At 41.2% G+C, this 21,031-nt stretch carries 23 protein-coding genes and 4 tRNA genes; 21 read left to right on the top strand and 6 right to left on the bottom strand.

Features of this window, described 5'->3' with window-relative positions; all coding sequences use genetic code 11:
* Positions 1–5: 5 nt before the first annotated feature.
* Together A379_RS05470 and A379_RS05465 are read right to left on the bottom strand one after the other, a co-directional pair.
* Positions 6–896 carry a phosphoribosylaminoimidazolesuccinocarboxamide synthase gene (locus tag A379_RS05470; RefSeq protein ID WP_040726500.1) on the bottom strand — a complete coding sequence of 297 codons (891 nt, stop codon included), beginning with the start codon at positions 894–896 and terminating at the stop codon, positions 6–8.
* Between the two features lie 49 nt (positions 897–945).
* Positions 946–1,431, bottom strand: coding sequence for a phosphate-starvation-inducible protein PsiE (locus A379_RS05465; RefSeq protein WP_081696343.1), 486 nt, complete (start codon positions 1,429–1,431; stop codon positions 946–948).
* A gap of 125 nt (positions 1,432–1,556) precedes the next feature.
* On the opposite strand from A379_RS05465, the gene rpe reads away from it, so the two are divergent.
* The 8 genes from rpe (at position 1,557) to A379_RS05425 (ending at position 8,738) form a co-directional block, all read left to right on the top strand.
* Positions 1,557–2,261, top strand: a complete 705-nt coding sequence (rpe, locus tag A379_RS05460) for a ribulose-phosphate 3-epimerase (RefSeq protein WP_040726496.1) — start codon at positions 1,557–1,559, stop codon at positions 2,259–2,261.
* 135 nt (positions 2,262–2,396) lie between these two features.
* Positions 2,397–3,074 carry a phosphoglycolate phosphatase gene (locus A379_RS05455; protein ID WP_040726492.1) on the top strand — a complete coding sequence of 226 codons (678 nt, stop codon included), beginning with the start codon at positions 2,397–2,399 and terminating at the stop codon, positions 3,072–3,074.
* Positions 3,075–3,289: 215 nt separating this feature from the next.
* On the top strand, positions 3,290–4,795 hold the full coding sequence (trpE, locus tag A379_RS05450; protein ID WP_040726491.1) for an anthranilate synthase component I: 1,506 nt from the start codon (positions 3,290–3,292) through the stop codon (positions 4,793–4,795).
* Between the two features lie 11 nt (positions 4,796–4,806).
* Positions 4,807–5,403, top strand: a complete 597-nt coding sequence (locus tag A379_RS05445; protein WP_040726489.1) for an aminodeoxychorismate/anthranilate synthase component II — start codon at positions 4,807–4,809, stop codon at positions 5,401–5,403.
* 40 nt (positions 5,404–5,443) lie between these two features.
* Entirely contained in the window at positions 5,444–6,472 is a 1,029-nt protein-coding gene (trpD, locus tag A379_RS05440; protein ID WP_040726487.1) for an anthranilate phosphoribosyltransferase, read from the top strand.
* Positions 6,473–6,505: 33 nt separating this feature from the next.
* Complete coding sequence (locus A379_RS05435; RefSeq protein WP_040726484.1) at positions 6,506–6,895, top strand: YbaN family protein; 390 nt, start codon at positions 6,506–6,508, stop codon at positions 6,893–6,895.
* Positions 6,896–6,970: 75 nt separating this feature from the next.
* The gene (trpC, locus tag A379_RS05430) at positions 6,971–7,774 is read left to right on the top strand and encodes an indole-3-glycerol phosphate synthase TrpC (protein ID WP_040726480.1); all 804 of its coding nucleotides are present in this window, start codon (positions 6,971–6,973) and stop codon (positions 7,772–7,774) included.
* A gap of 157 nt (positions 7,775–7,931) precedes the next feature.
* Complete coding sequence (locus tag A379_RS05425; RefSeq protein ID WP_040726479.1) at positions 7,932–8,738, top strand: RMD1 family protein; 807 nt, start codon at positions 7,932–7,934, stop codon at positions 8,736–8,738.
* A gap of 291 nt (positions 8,739–9,029) precedes the next feature.
* Here the strand turns inward: A379_RS05425 and A379_RS05420 are convergent, their stop codons facing one another.
* On the bottom strand, positions 9,030–9,668 hold the full coding sequence (locus A379_RS05420; protein ID WP_040728713.1) for a 2OG-Fe(II) oxygenase: 639 nt from the start codon (positions 9,666–9,668) through the stop codon (positions 9,030–9,032).
* Positions 9,669–10,054: 386 nt separating this feature from the next.
* On the opposite strand from A379_RS05420, the gene speD reads away from it, so the two are divergent.
* From speD to A379_RS05395, 5 genes are all read left to right on the top strand, one after another.
* Positions 10,055–10,564 (top strand): adenosylmethionine decarboxylase, encoded by a 510-nt coding sequence (speD, locus tag A379_RS05415; RefSeq protein WP_040726477.1) that lies wholly within the window; start codon positions 10,055–10,057, stop codon positions 10,562–10,564.
* A complete protein-coding gene (gene speE / locus A379_RS05410; protein WP_040726471.1) occupies positions 10,561–11,409 on the top strand; it encodes a polyamine aminopropyltransferase in 849 nt (282 codons plus the stop codon). The genes speD and speE overlap by 4 nt, the downstream gene beginning before the upstream one ends.
* Positions 11,409–12,614 (top strand): type III PLP-dependent enzyme, encoded by a 1,206-nt coding sequence (locus A379_RS05405; RefSeq protein ID WP_040726468.1) that lies wholly within the window; start codon positions 11,409–11,411, stop codon positions 12,612–12,614. Before speE ends, A379_RS05405 begins: the two co-directional genes overlap by 1 nt.
* 31 nt (positions 12,615–12,645) lie before the next feature.
* Positions 12,646–13,062 (top strand): OsmC family protein, encoded by a 417-nt coding sequence (locus A379_RS05400; protein WP_040726466.1) that lies wholly within the window; start codon positions 12,646–12,648, stop codon positions 13,060–13,062.
* Positions 13,063–13,174: 112 nt separating this feature from the next.
* Positions 13,175–14,143: a zinc transporter ZntB gene (locus A379_RS05395; protein ID WP_040726465.1), complete on the top strand. Its 969-nt coding sequence runs from the start codon at positions 13,175–13,177 to the stop codon at positions 14,141–14,143.
* Positions 14,144–14,218: 75 nt separating this feature from the next.
* Here A379_RS05395 and A379_RS05390 read toward each other — a convergent pair whose 3' ends face one another.
* From A379_RS05390 to A379_RS05380, 3 genes are all read right to left on the bottom strand, one after another.
* On the bottom strand, positions 14,219–15,301 hold the full coding sequence (locus A379_RS05390; protein WP_232744819.1) for a peptidase M42: 1,083 nt from the start codon (positions 15,299–15,301) through the stop codon (positions 14,219–14,221).
* 154 nt (positions 15,302–15,455) lie between these two features.
* Positions 15,456–16,763 carry an adenosylmethionine--8-amino-7-oxononanoate transaminase gene (locus A379_RS05385; RefSeq protein WP_040726463.1) on the bottom strand — a complete coding sequence of 436 codons (1,308 nt, stop codon included), beginning with the start codon at positions 16,761–16,763 and terminating at the stop codon, positions 15,456–15,458.
* 65 nt (positions 16,764–16,828) lie between these two features.
* Positions 16,829–17,581 (bottom strand): pseudouridine synthase, encoded by a 753-nt coding sequence (locus A379_RS05380; RefSeq protein ID WP_232744818.1) that lies wholly within the window; start codon positions 17,579–17,581, stop codon positions 16,829–16,831.
* Between the two features lie 276 nt (positions 17,582–17,857).
* On the opposite strand from A379_RS05380, the gene A379_RS05375 reads away from it, so the two are divergent.
* The 8 genes from A379_RS05375 (at position 17,858) to rplK (ending at position 21,027) form a co-directional block, all read left to right on the top strand.
* A tRNA-Tyr gene (locus A379_RS05375) sits at positions 17,858–17,942 on the top strand.
* Positions 17,943–17,947: 5 nt separating this feature from the next.
* Positions 17,948–18,022: transfer RNA gene (locus A379_RS05370), tRNA-Gly, on the top strand.
* A gap of 63 nt (positions 18,023–18,085) precedes the next feature.
* Positions 18,086–18,161, top strand: a tRNA-Thr gene (locus tag A379_RS05365).
* A gap of 61 nt (positions 18,162–18,222) precedes the next feature.
* The gene (gene tuf, locus A379_RS05360; RefSeq protein WP_040726431.1) at positions 18,223–19,413 is read left to right on the top strand and encodes an elongation factor Tu; all 1,191 of its coding nucleotides are present in this window, start codon (positions 18,223–18,225) and stop codon (positions 19,411–19,413) included.
* Positions 19,414–19,485: 72 nt separating this feature from the next.
* Positions 19,486–19,562, top strand: a tRNA-Trp gene (locus A379_RS05355).
* Between the two features lie 63 nt (positions 19,563–19,625).
* Positions 19,626–20,009 carry a preprotein translocase subunit SecE gene (secE, locus tag A379_RS05350; protein WP_040726457.1) on the top strand — a complete coding sequence of 128 codons (384 nt, stop codon included), beginning with the start codon at positions 19,626–19,628 and terminating at the stop codon, positions 20,007–20,009.
* Position 20,010: 1 nt separating this feature from the next.
* Entirely contained in the window at positions 20,011–20,544 is a 534-nt protein-coding gene (gene nusG, locus A379_RS05345) for a transcription termination/antitermination protein NusG (protein WP_040726454.1), read from the top strand.
* A 54-nt stretch (positions 20,545–20,598) separates the two neighbouring features.
* On the top strand, positions 20,599–21,027 hold the full coding sequence (rplK, locus tag A379_RS05340) for a 50S ribosomal protein L11 (RefSeq protein WP_040726453.1): 429 nt from the start codon (positions 20,599–20,601) through the stop codon (positions 21,025–21,027).
* Positions 21,028–21,031: the final 4 nt, after the last annotated feature.

Raw genomic sequence — 21,031 nt, 5'->3', positions numbered from 1 at the left:
AGAGTTTATAGGTTCTCAATTAAACGAGATTGCGCTTCACGATATTTTTCATAGGTTTTTAACACAATCTCTTCAGGCAGTTCTGGGCCTGTTTTTGGGTTTTTGTCCCAGTCTAAACTATCAAGGTAGTCACGGATGTACTGCTTATCAAAACTTGGCGGGTTGCTCCCTACTTCATAGCTCGAAGCTGGCCAAAAACGTGAGCTATCAGGGGTTAAGGCTTCATCGATTAAATAGATGGTACCTTCATCATCTTCACCAAATTCAAACTTAGTGTCGGCAATGATAATGCCGCGCTCAAGTGCAAATTCTGCGGCGGCTTTGTATAGTTGAATGCTTAAATCTCTAACTGCATTAGATTTTTCTTCGCCCATAATAGTCACTAACTGCTCAAAGCTGATGTTTTCATCATGGTCGCCTTGTTCTGCTTTGGTAGACGGAGTAAATAAAGGCTCTGGAAGTTGTGCCGCTTGTTTTAATCCAGCGGGTAAATCAATGCCACAGACTTGTTGTGATTTTTTATACTCTTTCCAGCCCGAACCCACTAAGTAACCACGAACAATGGCTTCAACGGGGAGAGGCTTGAGTTTTTTAACAATCATGCCACGACCATCCAACTGCTTGAGTTCATCTGGTGTTAAATAGTCGGCTAAATTCAGACCTTCGGCCAACTGGTTTGGCACGATATCTTGCATTTTTTTCATCCAAAACTGAGCGGTTTCAGTCAAGATACGGCCTTTACCTGGAATAGGTGTTGGTAAGATGGCATCGTATGCTGAGATTCTATCAGTGGTGACAATTAACATATGTTTATCATCAATATCGTAGATGTCTCGAACTTTACCTTTACCAATCAATGGTAGGCTCGTTAGGCTAGATTCATAAAGTGCTTGCATAGATGCGTTCCTGTAAATATAAAGTTCGTAAATTTTGGGCTGTTAATTGTTAAATATCATCATTACGACGGTCTAAGTCGTAAGGCATTTTAATGTGACCATATCTTAAAATAAGTACTGCGACGGATAATAAAGTGATCGTACCAGCAATCGCAATCATCTCCCACTCGGTTAATGACTTTAGGTCAAGAATCAGTAATCGTGCAAGGGCAACGATGGCGATGTAGATTGGGAATCGAATCGGTAATTTACCCGATTTAAGATAGATGCCAATCATGGCTAATACTTCTAGATATAAAAATAGCAAAAGTAAATCACCCAAGGTAACTTGGCGGGCTTCTATCATATGAAGCACTTCACCCGTACCTGCAAACATAGTCGCAATAGCGATGACTAATAAACCAATGTATTCGGCTACATTGATTGCTTTACCTAAAAGTCGGTCATGTATTGGTCGCTGATTTTTTGAGTGTGTATTTATGTTGTTGGTTTTAGACGATGATTTGTCGTTTTCAAAACTTTCTTCTTCAATCATAGCGAATTATCCTGTGTTTCTCTCGGTTTAAGGTTGGTTTCCCTAAAGATTTTTTGCCATTTTAATGGATACTGTTAAAATGCACGAATTATTTTTAAACATTTAAATTTATAAGGCGTGTAAACATGGCTAAACAAGAAAATTGGATTGCTCCTTCAATCTTATCTGCGGACTTTGCTCAGTTAGGTACAGACGTTAAAGACGTTATTGCAGCGGGTGCAGATGTTGTGCATTTTGATGTAATGGATAATCACTATGTTCCTAATCTAACTATTGGGCCATTAGTTTGTGAATCACTTAAAAACTTTATGGTTAAAGAAGGCATAAACGCACCTGTTGATGCGCACCTAATGGTTAAGCCTGTTAGTCGCATTATTGGTGACTTTGCTTCTGCCGGTGCAGATATTATTACTTTTCACCCAGAAGCGTCTGAGCATATTGACGGTGATTTAGGGCTAATCAAAAACGCAGGCCTAAAAGCTGGTTTGGTATTTAACCCTGCCACTTCATTGTCTTACCTAGAGCACGTTATGGATAAAATCGATATGATTTTGATTATGTCTGTAAACCCCGGTTTTGGTGGTCAATCGTTCATTCCACAAGCGTTGGAAAAATTAAAAGCAGTTCGTCAGTTAATCGACGCTTCTGGACGTGATATCCGTTTAGAAATCGATGGTGGTGTTAAGGTGGAAAACATCCGTGAAGTCGCGGCGGCTGGTTGTGATACGTTTGTATCAGGTTCTGGTATTTTTGGAAAAGCAAATGCATCTGATGCTAACCGTTATGACACGGTGATTAAGCAAATGCGTGATGAGCTAGCAAAAGCCTAAACTATAACCCTATATAGTATTAGCTTTTCCACCAGAACGCTGGTTACTCAGAAATGGGCGCCAGCGTTTTGTGGTTTTAAGGGAAGGCAAACCTCAGTTAAGTCTGAGACAAAAAAAATAGAAAAAGAGAAGATTATGGAAAAGTTAAAACCAGGATTTGTTCTGTTCGATTTAGATGGAACTTTAATCGACAGTGTGCCAGATTTAGCCTATTGTGTTGATGAAATGATGAAACAACTTGGCATGCCTGTTCGTGGTGAAGATGCCGTGCGTAACTGGGTTGGTAATGGGGTTCAGCGTTTAACAGAACGTGCATTAATCAACTCTGTTGATGGTATGCCAGACCAAGAATTAATGGATAAAGCTTATCCAATTTTCTTAGAATTATACAAGGACAATACTTCACAGCGTAGTGTTGTTTATGATGGCGTTATTGAAGGGATTGAGTGGATTATGGAACAGGGCTACCGTGTAGCTTGTGTAACCAATAAAGCCGAAGCCTTTACTGTGCCATTACTTAAAGATAAAGGTCTTTATGACTACTTTGAAGTGATTGTATCGGGCGATACTTGTGCAGAGAAAAAACCGCACCCAATGCCTTTATTGTATGCGGCAGAAAAACTGGGTGTTGCGCCTGAAAATGCACTGATGATTGGTGACTCTCGTTCAGACGTTAAAGCGGCTCGTGCAGCAGGTTTCCATATCTTCTGTATGACTTATGGTTATAACCACGGTGAAGATATTCGTGACTATGAGCCTGATGTAGTTGCAGACTCTTTTTTAGAGTTTAAAGATTATTTGGTATCCAAGTAATTGACATTGCTTTCAACCTACCAGGCCTGGTAGGTTGAAGTTTTTTTATTGAAAGATTTGTATTAACAATAGGATTATTACATGGCTTTTTTAAAAGCATTGTTACTAGAAATTTTTCGACCTTTATTCTGTTCTTTAGCGGGTATTCGACGAACAGTCCTGTTTAAATATTGGGATTGGAAAGAACAAAAATCATCAAGCAAGGCAGACCAAGAATGAGCAATGAACATTTTGCTAACCTCGCAAATCAAGGTTATACCCGTGCGCCACTGATGCGCACGGTATTATCTGATTATGACACCCCATTAAGTGTTTATCATAAACTCGCTAAAGGGCCGTATTCGTATCTGTTTGAATCGGTTCAGGGCGGTGATAAGTGGGGGCGTTATTCGATTATTGGCTTGCCTTGCAGTACCCGTATTCAAATTTCGGGCAATCAAATCAAAGAGATTTGTGATGGCGAAGTGGTTCAGCAACAAGTGGCCGATGATCCGCTTGCTTGGGTAGAAGCTTATCAAAACCAATTTAAAGTTTACAAACAACCAGGCCTGCCCGTGTTTAATGGTGGATTAGTCGGTTACTTTGGTTATGACACGGTGCGTTATGTTGAAGAGCGTCTACAAAAAAGCCAACCTGAACAAGATGACATTGGTGCGCCAGATATAGAGCTAATGGTTTCTGAAGAGTTGGTGGTGTTTGATAATCTGAGCGGTCAAGTGCATGTCATTGTGCATGCCGATTTATCGAAAGCCAATGCCTACACCAAAGCCGCGGAACGTTTAGATGAGCTACAAGCACAGCTTAGCCAACCTATGCCTATGCCAGTGGACATGCCAAGTAAAGATATTTTGACTGAAGGCGATTTTGTGTCGAGCTTTGGTGAAGAGGCCTTTAAAGACGCAGTGGCCAAAATCAAAGAATACATCTTGGCAGGCGATGCCATGCAAGTGGTTATCTCTCAGCAAATGTCTGTGGATTATGACGGTTCACCAATTGATTTATACCGCGCGTTGCGTTATTTAAATCCATCGCCGTATATGTATTTTGTGGATATGGACGACTTGCAGATTGTCGGTTCATCGCCCGAGATTTTAGTGCGTCTTGAAGATAATCAAGTGACAGTGCGCCCAATTGCGGGCACACGTCGTCGCGGTTTAACGCCAGAAAAAGATATTGAACTTGAGCAGGATTTATTAAACGATCCTAAGGAGTTAGCTGAACACTTGATGTTAATTGATTTAGGACGTAATGATGTGGGGCGTATTGCGCAAACAGGCTCGGTTGAACTGACTGAAAAGATGGTCGTAGAGCGTTATTCACACGTTATGCATATTGTCTCGAATGTAAATGGCCAAGCTAAACCTGGCATGTCGGCGATGGATGTATTGCGTGCCACCTTCCCAGCAGGAACGGTATCTGGTGCACCAAAAGTACGTGCCATGGAAATCATTGATGAACTAGAGCCTGTAAAACGTGGCATCTATGCTGGAGCGGTTGGCTATTTAGGTTGGCATGGCAATATGGATACCGCGATTGCGATTCGTACGGCGGTGATTAAAGATAAAAAACTTTTTGTACAAGCGGGTGCAGGAGTGGTGGCTGATTCCGTTCCACAACTTGAGTGGGACGAAACCATGAACAAAGGGCGCGCCATATTTAAAGCCGCGCAATTTGTGACCGAAGGTATGAAAACCGATAACCCAGATGCTGGACATAGATAAGGACTGAAACTATGTTGTTAATGATTGATAACTACGACTCGTTTACCTATAACATCGTGCAATATTTTGGCGAGTTGGGTCAGCATGTTGAAGTCTACCGTAATGATCAAATTGATTTAGAGACGATTCAAACATTGAATCCTGAATACTTAGTGATTTCACCTGGCCCATGTACGCCTACCGAAGCGGGTGTTTCAGTAGAAGCGATTAAACATTTTGCTGGCAAAATTCCCATTATGGGCGTTTGTTTGGGGCATCAAAGTATTGGTCAAGCGTTTGGTGGTGACATTGTGCGTGCTAAAGAGGTGATGCACGGTAAGACTTCACCAGTCTTTCATAAAGACCAAGGTATGTTTGCAGGCCTGCCAAATCCAGTGCAAACCACCCGTTATCACTCTTTGGTGATTGACCAAAAAACGTTACCAGATTGTTTAGAAGTGACCGCTTGGACACAAGATGCCAATGACGAATTTGATGAAATTATGGGTGTGCGTCACAAAGAATATGCGATTGAGGGTGTACAGTTTCATCCCGAATCGATTTTGACTGAGCAAGGCCATCAGATGCTTAAAAATTTTTTAGAGCAAAATAAAACGCCGATAAGCTAAAAGCTCGAAGTTTTATGTATTTTTAGGGTAGTGGATTGATATGGATTTAAAAGCCGCATTAGAACAACTTTTAGCGAACCAGGACTTACGTAGTGAACAGATGGAATCTGTTATGCATAAACTGATGTCTGGCAATGCAACACCAGCTCAAATCGGTGCGATTTTGACCGCGCTAAGAATGAAGGGGGAATCACTGGAAGAGATTACCGCTGCCGTTCAAGTCATGCGTAGCTTGGCCACGCCCGTGCGTTTAGACGATAAATCTAAACTCGTTGATACCTGTGGAACTGGAGGCGATGGCGCAAATACCTTTAATATCTCTACCGCCAGTGCTTTTGTGGTGGCCGCGGCGGGTGGTACGGTAGCCAAACACGGTAACCGTTCCATCTCAAGTAAGTCAGGCAGTGCAGACGTGCTTGAAGCAGCGGGTGTTGATTTAACTTTGAACCCTGAACAAGTGGCGGAGTGTATCAATCAAACTGGCGTAGGTTTTATGTTTGCACAAGCGCATCATAGTGCTATGAAACACGTGATTGGCGCACGACGTGAACTTGGTGTGCGCACTATCTTTAATATGCTTGGCCCTTTGACTAATCCTGCTGGCGCGCCATTTCAGGTGGTTGGTGTTTACGATAAAGTGCTTACGGTATTATTTGCCAAGGTGTTGCAGCGTTTAGGCTCTAATCACGTTATGGTGGTTCATGCGGCAGATGGTCTAGATGAAATTAGTATTGCCAGTAAAACCTATGTAGCGGAGTTAAAGCACGGAGAGGTGACTGAATGGGAGATTGACCCCTCGGAGCATGATATGGATCATGCCAACCTAGATGATTTATCCGTCGATTCCGCGCAAGACAGTTTGAATATTATTCGCGCAGTATTTGCCAATAATGATTCAGCCGCCAAAGATATTGTTTGTTTGAATGCGGGTGCTTCTTTATATGTGGCAGGCCTGGCAGAAAGTTATGCCGATGGCGTGGCTTTAGCTCGCAAGGTCATTGCTGATGGTTTGGCGCAAGCAAAACTTAATCAGTTCATTGAAAAAACACAGTCATTTCAAAAGACCTAATACCATTACCAGGCCTGGTTGGATTAAAATAACATGATGCATATTGTTAAACGTCAAATGTATCTTCTTTTTGGTATTGTTTTCTTTATTACAGGCCTGGTAGGAGTGCTTTTGCCGATATTACCTACCACGCCCTTTATGATTTTAGCGGCGGGCTGTTTTGCCAAAAGTTCCCCTCGGTTTCACCAGGCTTTGCTAAATAATCGCTGGATAGGTCAAGATTTACAGCGTTGGGAACGTGAGCATACCATGCTCAGAATCACCAAGATTAGAGCGACTTGGGTAATTGTGATTATGTTCTCAATATCGATTGCAGTATTGATGGGTAAGTTGTGGTTGCAAGGCATGTTAATTGGTCTTGCAGTCATTCTACTTTTCTTTCTATGGCGAGTACCTGAAGCTTCAAACAAAGAATGGGTCTAGAGACAAAACAACCTAAAAAAGAATAATAGAAAGACGTTATATGAACAGATATAACACGATACAAAGGAAATCTTTATGAGTGGTACACCAACCATTTTGAAAAAAATTATTTTTCGTAAGCTTGAAGAGATTCAAGAAGGTTGCGAGCGCATACCATTAAGGGAAATGAAACAAAAAGCGATGATGGCGGCCACCACACCCACTAAAGGGTTTGCTGATGCGATGCAAGCTAAGTTGGACGCGGGAAAATCAGCCGTGATTGCCGAAATCAAAAAAGCCTCACCAAGCAAAGGCATTTTACGCGATCCGTTTGACCCAGTTGAAATTGCCAAAAGCTATCAAGCACACGGCGCAGCTTGTTTGTCGGTATTAACCGATAAAGACTTTTTTCAAGGGTCTAATGAGTATCTTCAGCAAGTGCGTGAAGCGGTAGATTTACCGATTATTCGTAAAGATTTTATTGTCGATGATTACCAAGTCTATGAAGCACGAGTAATTGGTGCAGATTGTATTCTGTTGATTGCAGCGGCGATAGGTGATGCCCAAATGTATGAACTCACACAAACCGCCTTAACGTTAGGTATGGATGTATTGATAGAAGTACATAATGAAGAAGAACTAGAGCGTGCCTTACGCTTACCATTGCCAATGATTGGGATTAATAACCGTGATTTACACAATTTTGATGTCTCTTTAGAGACGACGATTCGTATGTTAGATAAAATTCCAGATGATCGAATTGTGATTACCGAAAGCGGTATTTTAACCAAGGAAGATGTAGCAAGGATGCGTGAACATCATGTAAACAGTTTTTTAGTTGGCGAGACCTTTATGCGAGCTGAAAACCCGGGTGAAAAACTGGCGGAGTTGTTCGTATAAATAATCGTTATTTGCTGTAAATAAAAGTATGGAATTTTAATTTTTTATTATAAAATCACCAGGCCTGGTAAATTTGTTTTTGCCAGGCTTTTTTTGTCTCAAGAATCCCTCCCATAGACAGTTTTTGTTCAATATCCTCATTGAATGTAGGAAGCTTATGTCTGCTCAATCTGTTACTTTAATTTCGATTAATATGCCCGTTGTTTTGTCACGTTTACAAATTGCAAGCTTGCTCAAAATTCAACTGCAAAAAGGTATCGAAGCCTGCTATTACGCAGAGTTAGAAAACAATCGGTATCTGTTTTTTACCGAATTTTCGGTATTAACTTTTGTGAACTGGCCACGTCAACAAATCACCGAAGCCCTCTCTTTATTGGGTATTCAAAATGCAGAACATTTTGAACAGAGTGTTCTGCATCAAGATTATTTGATTATGGAAGACAGTGAAGTGAATCAAGGTTCATCCGTCTCAAATGATTTAATTACCTTAAAAGAATTCAGTTTGTGGCCACTTATGATTGTGGCTTTGGTGGTTTCTCAAAGTGTTGGTCTGGAGCGTTTTGAAAATAAGGTAAGTCATTACTTTAGTAAAGGGCGCGACATGCTCAATGATGCAGGTCGCTTAACCTGGATGAAACGCCATAAGTTTGCTGACTACGCTGAAGAGATTAGTTTGTTAAGACACGACATGGTTTTAGATTTACGGTTATTGGATAAACCAAATGTGCTTTGGGATAACGAGAATTACGAGCGCTTATATAACCGCCTGGCCGAAGCATTAGAATTAAACGACCGTTTTGAAGTGGTGAGTTATAAACTTAATACCCTAAAAGAAGACATTGGCATGATGATGGATTTATACAACCACAAGCACAGCTCTTTTTTAGAATGGATTATTATCTGGCTGATTGTGGCTGAAGTGGTGATGAGTTTATTAGGTATCTTTGGTGTGGTTAACCATTAGTTAAATGATCTAAGCCTATTGTAGGCTAGATAAAAAAGTATTAACCACGAAGACACGAAGGCACGAAGAAATGAACAAGAGAAGTAATTAATGTATTTGAGAATCTAGCATCTGTTGTCTTTTGTTATAGATTATTAGAGTTAATAAATAGAGGCTTATGACTTTTTGTCTAATAAAAGTAAACGTTATGTCTTAAGTAGCGTTAATTTTTCATCAAGTCTTTAAGCCCTGAAACCTTCGTGTCTTCGTGCCTTCGTGGTTAAATTCAACATTCAACATTCACCATTAAAGCTAAAGCGGTGGGTCAATCGTAACTGCTGTAGAAGTATTCAAACGGAACCAACCCGCTACACTCGCTCTTGGTTGTTTAGTGGGCAGCACTTCGTGGGGGATTTGCTCACTCATAAAAATCACCATTTTGCCCATCTCTGGTTTGATTTTGGCAAGTTGTAGTGTTTCAAAATCGTCATATAAAACCAACTCACCACCCCAATCATCTTGCCAATTAGGATTTAAATACAACACGGTAGTCACCATGCGGTTGGCTTGACCCTTAAAGCTGTCACGGTGAGTTTTATAAAAACCACCTTCTGGATAAAGTGCATAGTGACATTCGTATTCAAAAAGACCTAAAAACAGAGCACGATTCATTTCCGTTTGCAGTGTTCTCATCGCTTCAAAATATTGAATCTGTGACTCGGAACGACCATCTAGCCATTTAATTTCGTCGCGTCGTACACTGTTATTGAGTTGGTGTTGCTCGCCACGTCCAATTCCTGCGCTTTGTAGAACTCCGAGTTCATCATAGGTTTCAATTTCAGCAAGCAATAATTCACAGGTAGAATCGGCAATGGCGTTTGGCCATTCATACCAACCTTTTTCTACAAGGTTATCTAAAAGCGCATTGATTTGTACTGGTGAAAAGTTCAAGTTGGCATCACTCAAAAAAAGGGGAGGGAATTATGCGCCTGTTTTATTTTTTGAGCAATAAAAAAACGACAAAATAATGTTTTTATAAAGTTTGGATATTTTCTTTTATATCAATAGGATGGCACTATTAAAACAATGTGTATTTTGTGGTAAAAAAGTGCTTGCTTTTTTGAAAAAAAGGCGAATAATACGCTTTCCTTTTTCACACAGAAACCTTCGTGTTTGATTTTTAAGCTGGTCGAAGGCAACAGAAAGAAAAATGGTTAACACCTCACGTAGGTAAAGCTACGTGGTTGGGGTTCGCAAACTAGCCTTTGTTTGTGGGACTACTATTAATCATTCATCCGCAACGGCCTTGTTCGGGTGTTTTATAAGGTACTCTAAAAATGCCAAATTCAGAAAACGTATTGGTCACGGCTAACGACCACTTTGAAGTAATTGAAAAAACAACTGTTATTGATGATTCTTGGCCGACTCACGATCAAGCTGTTGAAGATCAAACACAAGACCATTTTATTTGCCGTAACGGAAAAACCTACGCAGGTACTCACCTTATTATTGATTTATGGGGTGCGACTGAGCTTGATAATCTTAAAGTGATGGAAGCGGCTTTAAGAGAAGCGGTTGAAAAAGCTAAGGCGACTTTATTGCATATTCATTTACACCACTTTACGCCTAATGGCGGTATCTCGGGTGTGGCAGTATTAGCTGAATCTCACATTAGTGTTCACTCATGGCCTGAACGCAATTATGCGGCATTTGATGTGTTTATGTGTGGTGATGCTGAGCCAGAAAAAGCGATTGATGTGTTAAAAGCGGCTTTTACACCAACAGAGGTGAAAGTTGACACAATTCTACGTGGTGAAGTCGTCCAAAATGAATTGGCTATCGCATGAAAAAGAATTACTTAGAAACGCTATACCCAACTTGGGGACAACAGTTCGTTATGGATGAAGTGTTGTTTGAAGTCGATACAGGTCACCAGCACCTTGTTATTTTTAATAACGGTCAATGGGGCACGGTAATGGCGTTGGATGGGGTTATTCAAACCACAGAGAAAGATGAGTTTGTTTATCACGAAATGATGGTTCACGTGCCAATGTTAGCGCATGGTACGGCTAAGAAAGTACTGATTATTGGTGGCGGTGATGGCGGTATTCTGCGTGAAGTTTTAAAGCATCAGAATGTTGAATCGGTCACGCAAGTAGAAATAGACCAGCAGGTTATTGATATGTGTGTGCAATATCTGCCTAATCATTCAGCAGGAGCATATAACAATCCTAAAGCCAATATTGTGATTGCTGATGGTGTTGATTTTGTGAATGAATGCACAGAGAAGTTTGATGTAATTATCTCTGATTCAACCGACCCTATGGGGCCAGGTGAAGTCTTATTTACGTCACGTTTCTATCAAGGTATTAAAAATTGTTTGAACGAAGATGGTGTGTTTGTGGCGCAAAACGGGGTGAGCTTTATGCAAACCGAAGAGGTCACAACAACGTTTAATCGTTTATCTCCGCTGTTTGCTGAAGCCAGCTTTTACAGTGGTGCGGTGCCAACCTATGTTGGTGGGATTATGACATTTGCCTGGGCAACCGACAACTTAGCCCTAAAAAATGTGTCGTTGGAGACCATTGAAGCTCGTTATAAAGCCGCTAATCTTTCAACACGTTTTTATACTCCTGCGGTGCATAAAGGAAGTTTTGCGTTGCCGCAATATGTAATGGAAGCCTTAAAATAATGGATCAGCAAACTCAACAATTTGTAGAAACCTTTGCGGAGCAATCCCACCCTGATGTACTTGAACAGTTTGACCGTGCAAGTTTAGAAGAGCTCGTTGCCAAGCATGAAACGCCATTTATGGTGTTGGATTTGGAAGAGGTGGATTATCAATTCAAGTCTCTACAAGCCGCTCTACCTGGGGTTAAGTTGTTTTATGCGTTAAAATCGTTATCACACCCTGAGTTGATCAAACGCTTAAAGTCGTTAGGTAGCTTTTTTGATTTAGCAACGATTGGTGAAGTGGAATTGGTTGAATCGCTTGGAATTAAGGGTGACCAATGCATTCATACGCACCCAATCAAAAAAGACAAAGAGATTAAACGTGCACTTGAATTTGGCTGTAACCGTTTTGTGGTTGATAACCTAGAAGAGTTAAAGAAGTTTATTCCATACGCAGGTCAGGTAGAACTGATTATTCGTGTGAGCTTCCGTAGTCAGCAAGCGGTGGTTGATTTATCACGTAAGTTTGGTTGTGCATTAGAGGAGCTTCCTGTCATTGTTGAACTTGCTCAGCAAAATGGCATTGAAGTGGTTGGACTCTCTTTTCACGTAGGTTCGCAATCGCTTTCTCCAATGATGCAGGTTAATGCTGTTCGTTCAAGTATTGCGGCAATGAAGGTAATGAATAGCGTTAAATGGAAGTTCTTAGATATTGGCGGCAGTTTCCCAGTTTCTTACCAAGAAGATGTGTTACCGATTGCCGATTTCTGTGCGCCAGTGGTTGAAGCGCTTGCAGATTTGCCTGAGGGTGTTGAGGTCTTTGCAGAGCCTGGGCGTTTCATCTCTGCGCCAGCTATGATTGAAGTCATTTCGGTGGTGGGTAAAGCCAAGCGTGGCGCTAGAACTTGGTATTACATGGACGATGGTGTATATGGTGGATTTAGTGGACAAATGTTTGACCACGCCTCTTACCCTATTGCGCCATTAAAGCCATTTGATGCGACAGGTGAATTTTTGCCGAGTGTCTTGGCAGGCCCAACCTGTGATAGTATTGATGTCATTGCGGAAGATATTGAACTACCAGAACTGGAAATAGGTGATATCTTAGTAGGTAAGCAGATGGGGGCTTATACCATTGCGTCTGCTACTGAGTTCAATTATTATCCTAAACCTAAGATTGTTGTGGTTGAGGATATTTTTGATCCAGAAACCGAAGCACTTTAATCACATATTTTTAGTCACATAGGAGTTAAGAATGTCTATTCTGGTTAATTGGCAAGGCGGAAAGGCCTTTGAAGCAACATCATCCACAGGGCACAAAGTCATGATGGATGCCTCTAAAGAGGTGGGTGGCGAAGATCGTGGTTCGCGTCCTATGGAGCTTTTATTAATGGGTTTGGGTGGCTGTTCTGGTATTGATGTTATTATGATGCTAGAAAAAGGTAAGCAAGCTGTTAAAGATTGCCAGATGGAAATTACTTATGAACGTGCGGATGGCATTCCTGCGGTTTACACTAAAATTAATCTACATTTTAAAGTGATGGGTACGGACTTAAATGAGAAGAAAGTAGCTCGTGCGGTTGAGTTGTCAGCAGATAAATACTGTTCAGTCTCTAAAATGTTAGAAAAAACGGCTGAAATGACGCATTCATATGAGATTATTGAAGCTTAATTTAATATTGTTACATCCCGCTAGGGGGGTTAAAGGCCTGGTAACTTTGGTTTAGTGAGTGAAAGCCCATATTTCAGTATGGGCTTTTTTGTATCTAATGTAAGGAAATTTTATGTCGGCTGGATTAATTCATGGATTACTTTTAGATGGTCAAGGGGGCGCTAAACGCTTAAATTGGACTGAAGTTAAGGCATGGAATCAAAGTAAAGGAGAGCTTTGGGTTCATCTTGATTACTCTGTTTATGAGGTAAAAGAGTGGTTGTTTCACGATAGCAATTTGGATATTGCCGTTGCTGAAACCTTATTGAGTAATGAATCACGTCCTAGGTTTAGTTTGCTTGATGCTGGAGTCTTAATGGCTTGGCGAGGGGTGAATCTCAACCCAACCGCTGACCCAGAAGACATGGTTGCTATTCGCTTATGGCAAGAAAATGGTCGTGTGATTTCAACCTTAAAACGCGATTTAATGGCTGTTAATGAGGTTGTGCATCTGCTTGAAAAAGGCCGTGGGCCAAAAACAGTGGGTGAGTTATTGATAGAAATTGCTGACCGAATGGTGTGGAAAATTGGTGACGTGGTTAATGACTTTGATGAAAGTATGTCTGAGCTTGAGGGCAAAGTTATTGATGAAGGGCGTATGGCTTTAAGGCTAGAGCTGAGTTCTATTCGTCGACAGGTAATCTATTTACGCCGATATATCGGACCACAAAAAGAAGCCTTAATGCGTTTTTCCATTGAAAAGATTGAATGGTTAACTCAAAACGATCGAATTCTTTTAAGAGAGGTTGTTGACCGCATTACGCGTACTTTAGAAGAGCTAGAGATGTTACGGGAGCGCGCGGCGGTGGCTCAAGAGGAGCTACAAAACCGTATTTCTGAAGAGCTGAACAATCGTATGTATGTGCTTTCAGTGATTACCGCTATCTTTTTGCCATTAGGTTTTTTAACAGGCCTGTTAGGTATTAATGTGGGCGGGATTCCTGGCTCTGAAAACCCTGAAGCTTTTCGTTATTTTGTGATTGGTCTTGTGGTATTAATTGTTACGCAATTAGTGATATTTAAATGGCGAAAATGGTTTTAATATTGGTAGATTACGGATTTTGATTCTGTTTTTAAAGGCCGTTACCACTCCCGCGAGGGCAGGCCTGGTAAGTCTTTAGGCAGAGATATTTGTATTATCATCGGTTTGAATGTTCGCAATTTGCATGATTAAGCGCATAAAAGATTGTACGGAATCTAATGAGGCGGTTTCGTTCATGGTGTGATAACCCGTGGTTGGAATCTGAATGGTGGTTCCGTGCACTAAGCCTTGAGAGTTTGCGGTAATTCTGCCCAATTCTGTTCGTCCTAACCCTTGCGGTTTTTGTCCTGTTAAGCCAGAGTCTTGGTTCAGTTTTTCAATATACTGGTCTTTAAAGCTAAATGGAATGCCTAGCTGAGTGCAGTGTTGTACAATCGTTTGCGTGGTTTCAATATTAAATTCAGCATGCTCATCTCGATTACGTAGAACAATATGTTGTTTATCAGCTTCTTCACGGTTTTTGTACGGGCTAGTATCTAAAACATACAACTCGTTGGTTGAGTTACCAAAACGACGAAACCATTCTAAAAGATAACGCCAGCTACCACCGCACTCCTCTTCAGCGGTAAAGAAAGCCGTACCTTGGTAGCCAAGGCTAAATAAGTGTACTAACACGGCCGCGGTCAATACATTATCGAGCTGACCAGAAAGCAGGCCATCTTCAAACTTTAGTTTATCTAAGAAACCAACGGGTGTACCCGCGACCACATGCTCTAAGCCTTCAACTTCAAAAATTAAGTTATTACGAAATTCACAAATATAGGCGTTATCAATAATGCCTTTACCACGATAGGCCCCTGACCAGGGTTCATAGGCTAAAACGGGCGTTTGGTCAAAACGGTTCATTAATGTGAGTTTGAGCTCATCACTGATTGAGTTATCAAACAGAGTGCCGACCTTTCCAGTAATAAACGCGGCAAACTGAAATTCATTAGGGCCAGTACAAATTAAACCGTGGCGGTCAATGTGGCTAGAAAACATAGAACTTTCTGGGTCATTACCTTGTGCCACTAACACACCTTCATACCAGGTGACTTTAGCACCACGTTCTTCTAACTCACGCTGTAACACCCTAAAAAAAGCGTGCTCTGCGCCTACTACACTCGGCTGGCGAATTAAAGATTTAAGCAGGTCAATAAACTCATTAAAGTGTTCCAAGTGGTCTCTCCAGATTAGAGTAGACATAGCAGAAATAATAGGATTTCTGTTGTGTCAAAATAGTTAAGCTTCGCTCGTCCAAATAGATGTTTGCACTGCATCAAAATTTTGATTTTAATCTGTATTTAGGAAAATGCGAGCTTTTTAGCTCGATTCACTTATTTTCCTCTAAAACCTTATGAATGGCGTTGATTATCCCATCAGTTAAAGTCTGTAATTGATTTTGTGGAATATTGTAGGCTGGCATGGTGTAAATAAGTTGGCCAAAGGGTCTTATCCAAATCTTATTTTCTAAAGCAGCGGCTTGAATTTCTGCGCCTAAGTCAGCACTTTCTAGTTCAATCACGCCTATCGCACCCAGAACACGCACATCATTTACCCCTTCGCTGTTTTGTAGTGGTAAAAGTGTTTCATTAAAGTGGGTTTCAATACGTTGAATATTGTCCTCCCAGGGTGAGGCGAGTAACACATCAATATTGGCAATGGCTGCTCTACAGGCGAGTGGATTAGCCATGTAAGTTGGGCCGTGAGCCAAGATGCCAGGTTTTCCTTGGCTAATGGTTTCACTGATTTTGCTAGTAGCTAGGGTAGCGGCAAGAGTAATGTGGCCACCCGTTAAAGTTTTGCCCAATGTCATGATGTCGGGTGAAATGTCCGCCCATTCACAAGCGAACAGTTTTCCTGTACGTCCAAAACCTGTGGCGATTTCATCAGCGATGAGTAAAACATCAAACTCATTGCAAAGCTCTCGGACTTGTTTTAGATAGTCGGGACGATAAAATCGCATGCCTCCAGCGCCTTGTACAATTGGTTCGATGGTTACGGCAGCGATTTCATTGTGGTGTTCAGTGAGTATGTCTCTAAGCTCGGCAATGTCTTGGTTGTTTGAGTCGAGGTCAAAACCCATTTGCGGAGCAGGGGCAAAGAAGTGTTTAGGCAGCAGTTCACTAAATAAGCTGTGCATACCATTAACGGGGTCGCAAATCGCCATGGTGGCAAAGGTGTCGCCGTGATAACCATTTTTAACGGTGAGTAGTCTGTTTTTACCAGGCCTGGCTAAACTAATCCAATATTGCATTGCCATTTTAATCGCTACTTCCATCGCCACAGAGCCTGAATCGACAAAAAATACTTTATCTAGGCCAGTTGGGGATAGCTCAACGAGACGTTTAGCGAGTTCGATAGCGGGTTTATGAGTGAGACCACCAAACATAATATGTGGCATGGTGTCGATTTGTTGATGCATCGCTTGTTGAATTTTTGGGTGGTTATAGCCATGCAAAGCGGCCCACCAAGATGACATGCCATCTACCACTTCACGATCATCGGCTAGGGTAATGATAGAACCTTGGGTTTTTTTAACGCCAATGGCTGCGATAGGGTTAGGTAATTTGGCATAAGGGTGCCAGATATGTTGTTGGTCATATTTTAATAGTGCATTCCAATCGCTAAGGCTGTTCATAAAATTGTCTTTGGTTTAGTTTGTTGTTTGATTCTTAGGTTATTTATCTTACCAGGCCTGGTAAGTTAGAAATTTAACTTTTCTATTGCATAGCTAAAGCTATCTTCAAGTGGCGCTTCAATCGTAATCGGTTCCGAGGTGTGGGGGTGTATAAATTCGAGTTTTGTGGCCGCTAAGTAAAGGCGATGTTGGCAAAGCCATTCATTAAAAAAATGATTGTGGTGTCTATCACCGTATCTTACATCACCAATAATAGGATGGATAATATGGTTCATATGACGACGTAATTGGTGTTTACGCCCAGTTTTGGGTTTGAGTTCGACTAATGAGTAACGCTGTTGCTTGTAACGACCGATAGGATGGTCAATGGTTGTTTTGGATAAGCATTGGTAAGCCGTTTGTGCAGATTTAGGTTCAAGTTGTTCACGTTTGAGCTTTTCAGCCACTTTATCAACTTTATATTTAAGAGCGTGGTCAATATAACCACTTTCATCCACCCAGCCTCTACAAATAGCCTGATAGGTTTTACTGATTGTGTGGTTCATGAACTGGTCGCTAAGACTGCGAGCTGTAATTGAGTCGAGTGCAAAAATTAATAGGCCAGAGGTGGCTTTATCCAATCTATGTATGGGAAACACTTTCCTGTCTATTAAATCACGGGTAATTTGAACCGCAAATTGAGTTTCATGTTTATCAATGGGAGAACGGTGAACTAACAGGCCTGCTGGTTTATGAATGGCCACCATGTACTCATCTTGATAGAGGATAGTAAGGTTTTTGAGTTGGCAATTCGTTTGCATTACATTGGGTGGAGTCATTTGTAGCCAAAAATTGAAATTAAATGGAATGTTATTTTATAGAACTTAGGCTGCAAGAGGTGTTTTTAGCAATAATTTTTTGTCATAAATAAAGAAAGTTTTAAACCAGCAAGAATCCGCTGTTTACAATTAACTTATTGATTGATAATATTTATTTCCAATTTGATTTATGGTTATTGGCAGTGCAGTGCGACTCACTCAATATTTAAATTTAAAATTATTTAAATTTAGTGTTGACAGGTTCTAATATTTCTATAGAATACGCACTCACAATTTGGAGGGTTTCCCGAGCGGCCAAAGGGGGCAGACTGTAAATCTGCTGGCTCAGCCTTCGGTGGTTCGAATCCACCACCCTCCACCAGTTTTGCGGGTATCGTATATTGGCTATTACCTCGGCCTTCCAAGCCGATGAGAGGAGTTCGATTCTCCTTACCCGCTCCATATTTCAAAGGCTCTCTTTGTTAATTTGTTAAATCAAGTTGATGGAGAGGGCCTTTTTAATTTGCTCTCATAGCTCAGTAGGTAGAGCGCATCCATGGTAAGGATGAGGTCTCCAGTTCGATCCTGGATGAGAGCTCCAGTTTTTTTATTTTTGGTGTCGTTATGTCTTGTACATAAGTCGCTATAACGGAGTTTGCATCATGGCAAAAGAAAAATTTGAACGCGCGAAGCTACACGTAAACGTTGGGACTATCGGTCACGTTGACCATGGTAAAACAACTCTAACGGCGGCATTAACAATCGTACAAGGTAAAAAATTCGGTGGAGACATCAAAGATTTCGCATCGATTGACAACGCACCAGAAGAAAGAGATCGTGGTATCACGATTTCAACGTCACACGTTGAATATGAATCAGATACACGTCACTACGCACACGTAGACTGCCCAGGTCACGCCGACTATGTTAAAAACATGATCACAGGTGCGGCACAGATGGATGGCGCAATCCTAGTATGTTCAGCAGCAGACGGACCAATGCCACAAACACGTGAGCACATCCTTCTATCACGTCAGGTAGGTGTACCATACATCGTAGTATTCCTAAACAAAGCCGATATGGTTGATGACGAAGAGCTAATGGAACTCGTAGAGATGGAAGTTCGTGAACTTCTAGACATGTACGAATTCCCAGGTGATGACACTCCAGTTATCGTTGGTTCAGCAACACTAGCCATTGCTGATGACCAGTCAGAAATCGGAGCACCAGCTATCGGACGTCTAGTAGACGCTCTAGATGCTTACATCCCAGATCCAGTACGTGAAACAGACAAGCCATTCCTAATGCCTGTAGAAGACATCTTCTCAATCCAAGGTCGTGGAACAGTAGCCACTGGTCGTGTAGAAACAGGTGTTGTAAAAGTAGGTGAAGAGATCGAAATCGTTGGTATTCGCGATACTCAAACAACGACAGTTACAGGTGTAGAAATGTTCCGTAAACTGCTTGACCAAGGTGAAGCGGGTGACAACGTAGGTATTCTTTTACGTGGTACTAAACGTGAAGATATCGAACGTGGACAAGTTCTAGCACACAAAGGGACTGTAAAACCACATACTAAGTTCGAAGCTGAAGTCTATGTTTTAGGTAAAGACGAAGGTGGACGTCACACTCCATTCTTCAACGGATACCGTCCACAGTTTTACTTCCGTACAACGGACGTAACAGGTGCATGTGAATTACCAGCAGGAACAGAAATGGTTATGCCAGGTGATAACGTACAAATGACTGTTACTTTAATCAACCCAATCGCGATGTCAGAAGGTTTACGTTTTGCCATCCGTGAAGGTGGACGTACAGTTGGTGCAGGTGTTGTTGCTAAAATTATTGACTAATTTTAGTTTCAAATAGCGCTTGCTATAGCAGAAAAAGGGGTATATAATCCCCTTTTTTTGTGAAAACACTCCAGGGGTATAGCTCCAATTGGTAGAGCACCGGATTCCAAATCCGGGTGTTGGGAGTTCGAATCTCTCTACCCCTGCCATATTCCTAACGACCTGCATTTAATTTAAATGCGGGTCGTTTTTAATTTAGCTGATAGATATATATGAGTAAAGAATTAGAAAGTCAAAGTAACTCAAGTTCGCTCGATACCGCAAAGATGGTTTTATCTTTACTGGTGTTGGTGGGTTCTTTAGTTGGTTATTACATGTTTCAAGAAATGCACCCAGTAGTTCGTGTATTAGGTGTGGTTGCTGGAGCGGCTGTATCGATTTTTATTCTGTATCAAACGTCTGTTGGAAAAAACTGGTTTCAATACCTATCTCTTGCTAAGAGAGAAGTGCGTCAGGTGGTTTGGCCTACGCGTCCTGAAACAGTACAGATGACATTGATTGTCTTTGTGGTTGTTATTTTAATGGGTATCTTTTTGTGGTTGGTTGATATGTTCTTTTTATGGGCAGTTAAACTATTAACAGGACAAGGTGGTTAAGATGGCTCAAAGATGGTATGTCGTTCATGCGTATTCAGGTTATGAGAATAAAGTAAAAAAAGCGCTAACAGAGTATGTTGAGCGTGCTGGTTTAGAAGATTTATTTGGTGAAATCTTAGTTCCTTCGGAAGAAGTGGTTGAGATTCGTGATGGAAAAAAACGTACAAGTGAGCGTAAGTTCTTTCCAGGCTATGTTTTAGTGCAAATGGAAATGACAGAAGAGTCATGGCACTTGGTAAAAAGTGTTCCTCAGGTTATGGGGTTCATTGGTGGAACAAGTGATCGTCCAGCGCCAATCTCTCAAAAAGAAGTAGATAGAATTCTTCAGCGAGTTGAAACCAGTATCGATAAGCCACGTCCTAAGGTTATTTATGAGCCAGGTGAAATGGTTCGTGTTGTTGATGGTCCGTTCAAAGATTTTGAAGCGGTTATCGAAGGCGTCGATTATGACAAAAATAAATTACAAGTTTCAGTATTAATATTTGGACGTTCAACTCCAGTTGAGCTTGAGTTTACTCAAGTAGAAAAAATTTAATATTTTTTAAAAATGGGGAGCTGAAAGGCGTTACTACCCAAATAGGAGAAAATCATGGCTAAGAAGATTCAAGCCTATATTAAGTTGCAAGTACCTGCTGGTGCTGCAAACCCTAGTCCTCCAGTTGGTCCTGCTCTAGGTCAGCATGGTGTTAACATTATGGAATTCTGTAAAGCGTTCAATGCTCAGACTCAAAGTCTAGAAGCTAAGATGCCTATTCCTGTTGTTATTACTGTTTACAGTGATAAAAGTTTCACGTTCATTACTAAGACTCCTCCTGCGTCAATTTTATTGAAAAAAGCAGCTGGTATTAAGTCAGGTTCTGCAGTTCCTAACGTAAATAAAGTAGGTACGGTTACACGTGCACAGTTAGAAGAAATTGCTAACACAAAAATGGCTGATCTAAATGCTAATGATTTAGACGCTGCAGTTAACATTATTGCGGGTTCTGCTCGTAGTATGGGTCTAGTGGTAGAGGGTTAATAAG

It is taken from the genome of Thiomicrorhabdus sp. Kp2 (assembly GCF_000478585.1).
Taxonomy (GTDB): domain Bacteria; phylum Pseudomonadota; class Gammaproteobacteria; order Thiomicrospirales; family Thiomicrospiraceae; genus Thiomicrorhabdus.
Note: the sequence above shows the minus strand (reverse complement) of the source record. Positions and strands in the feature narration are given on the sequence as shown.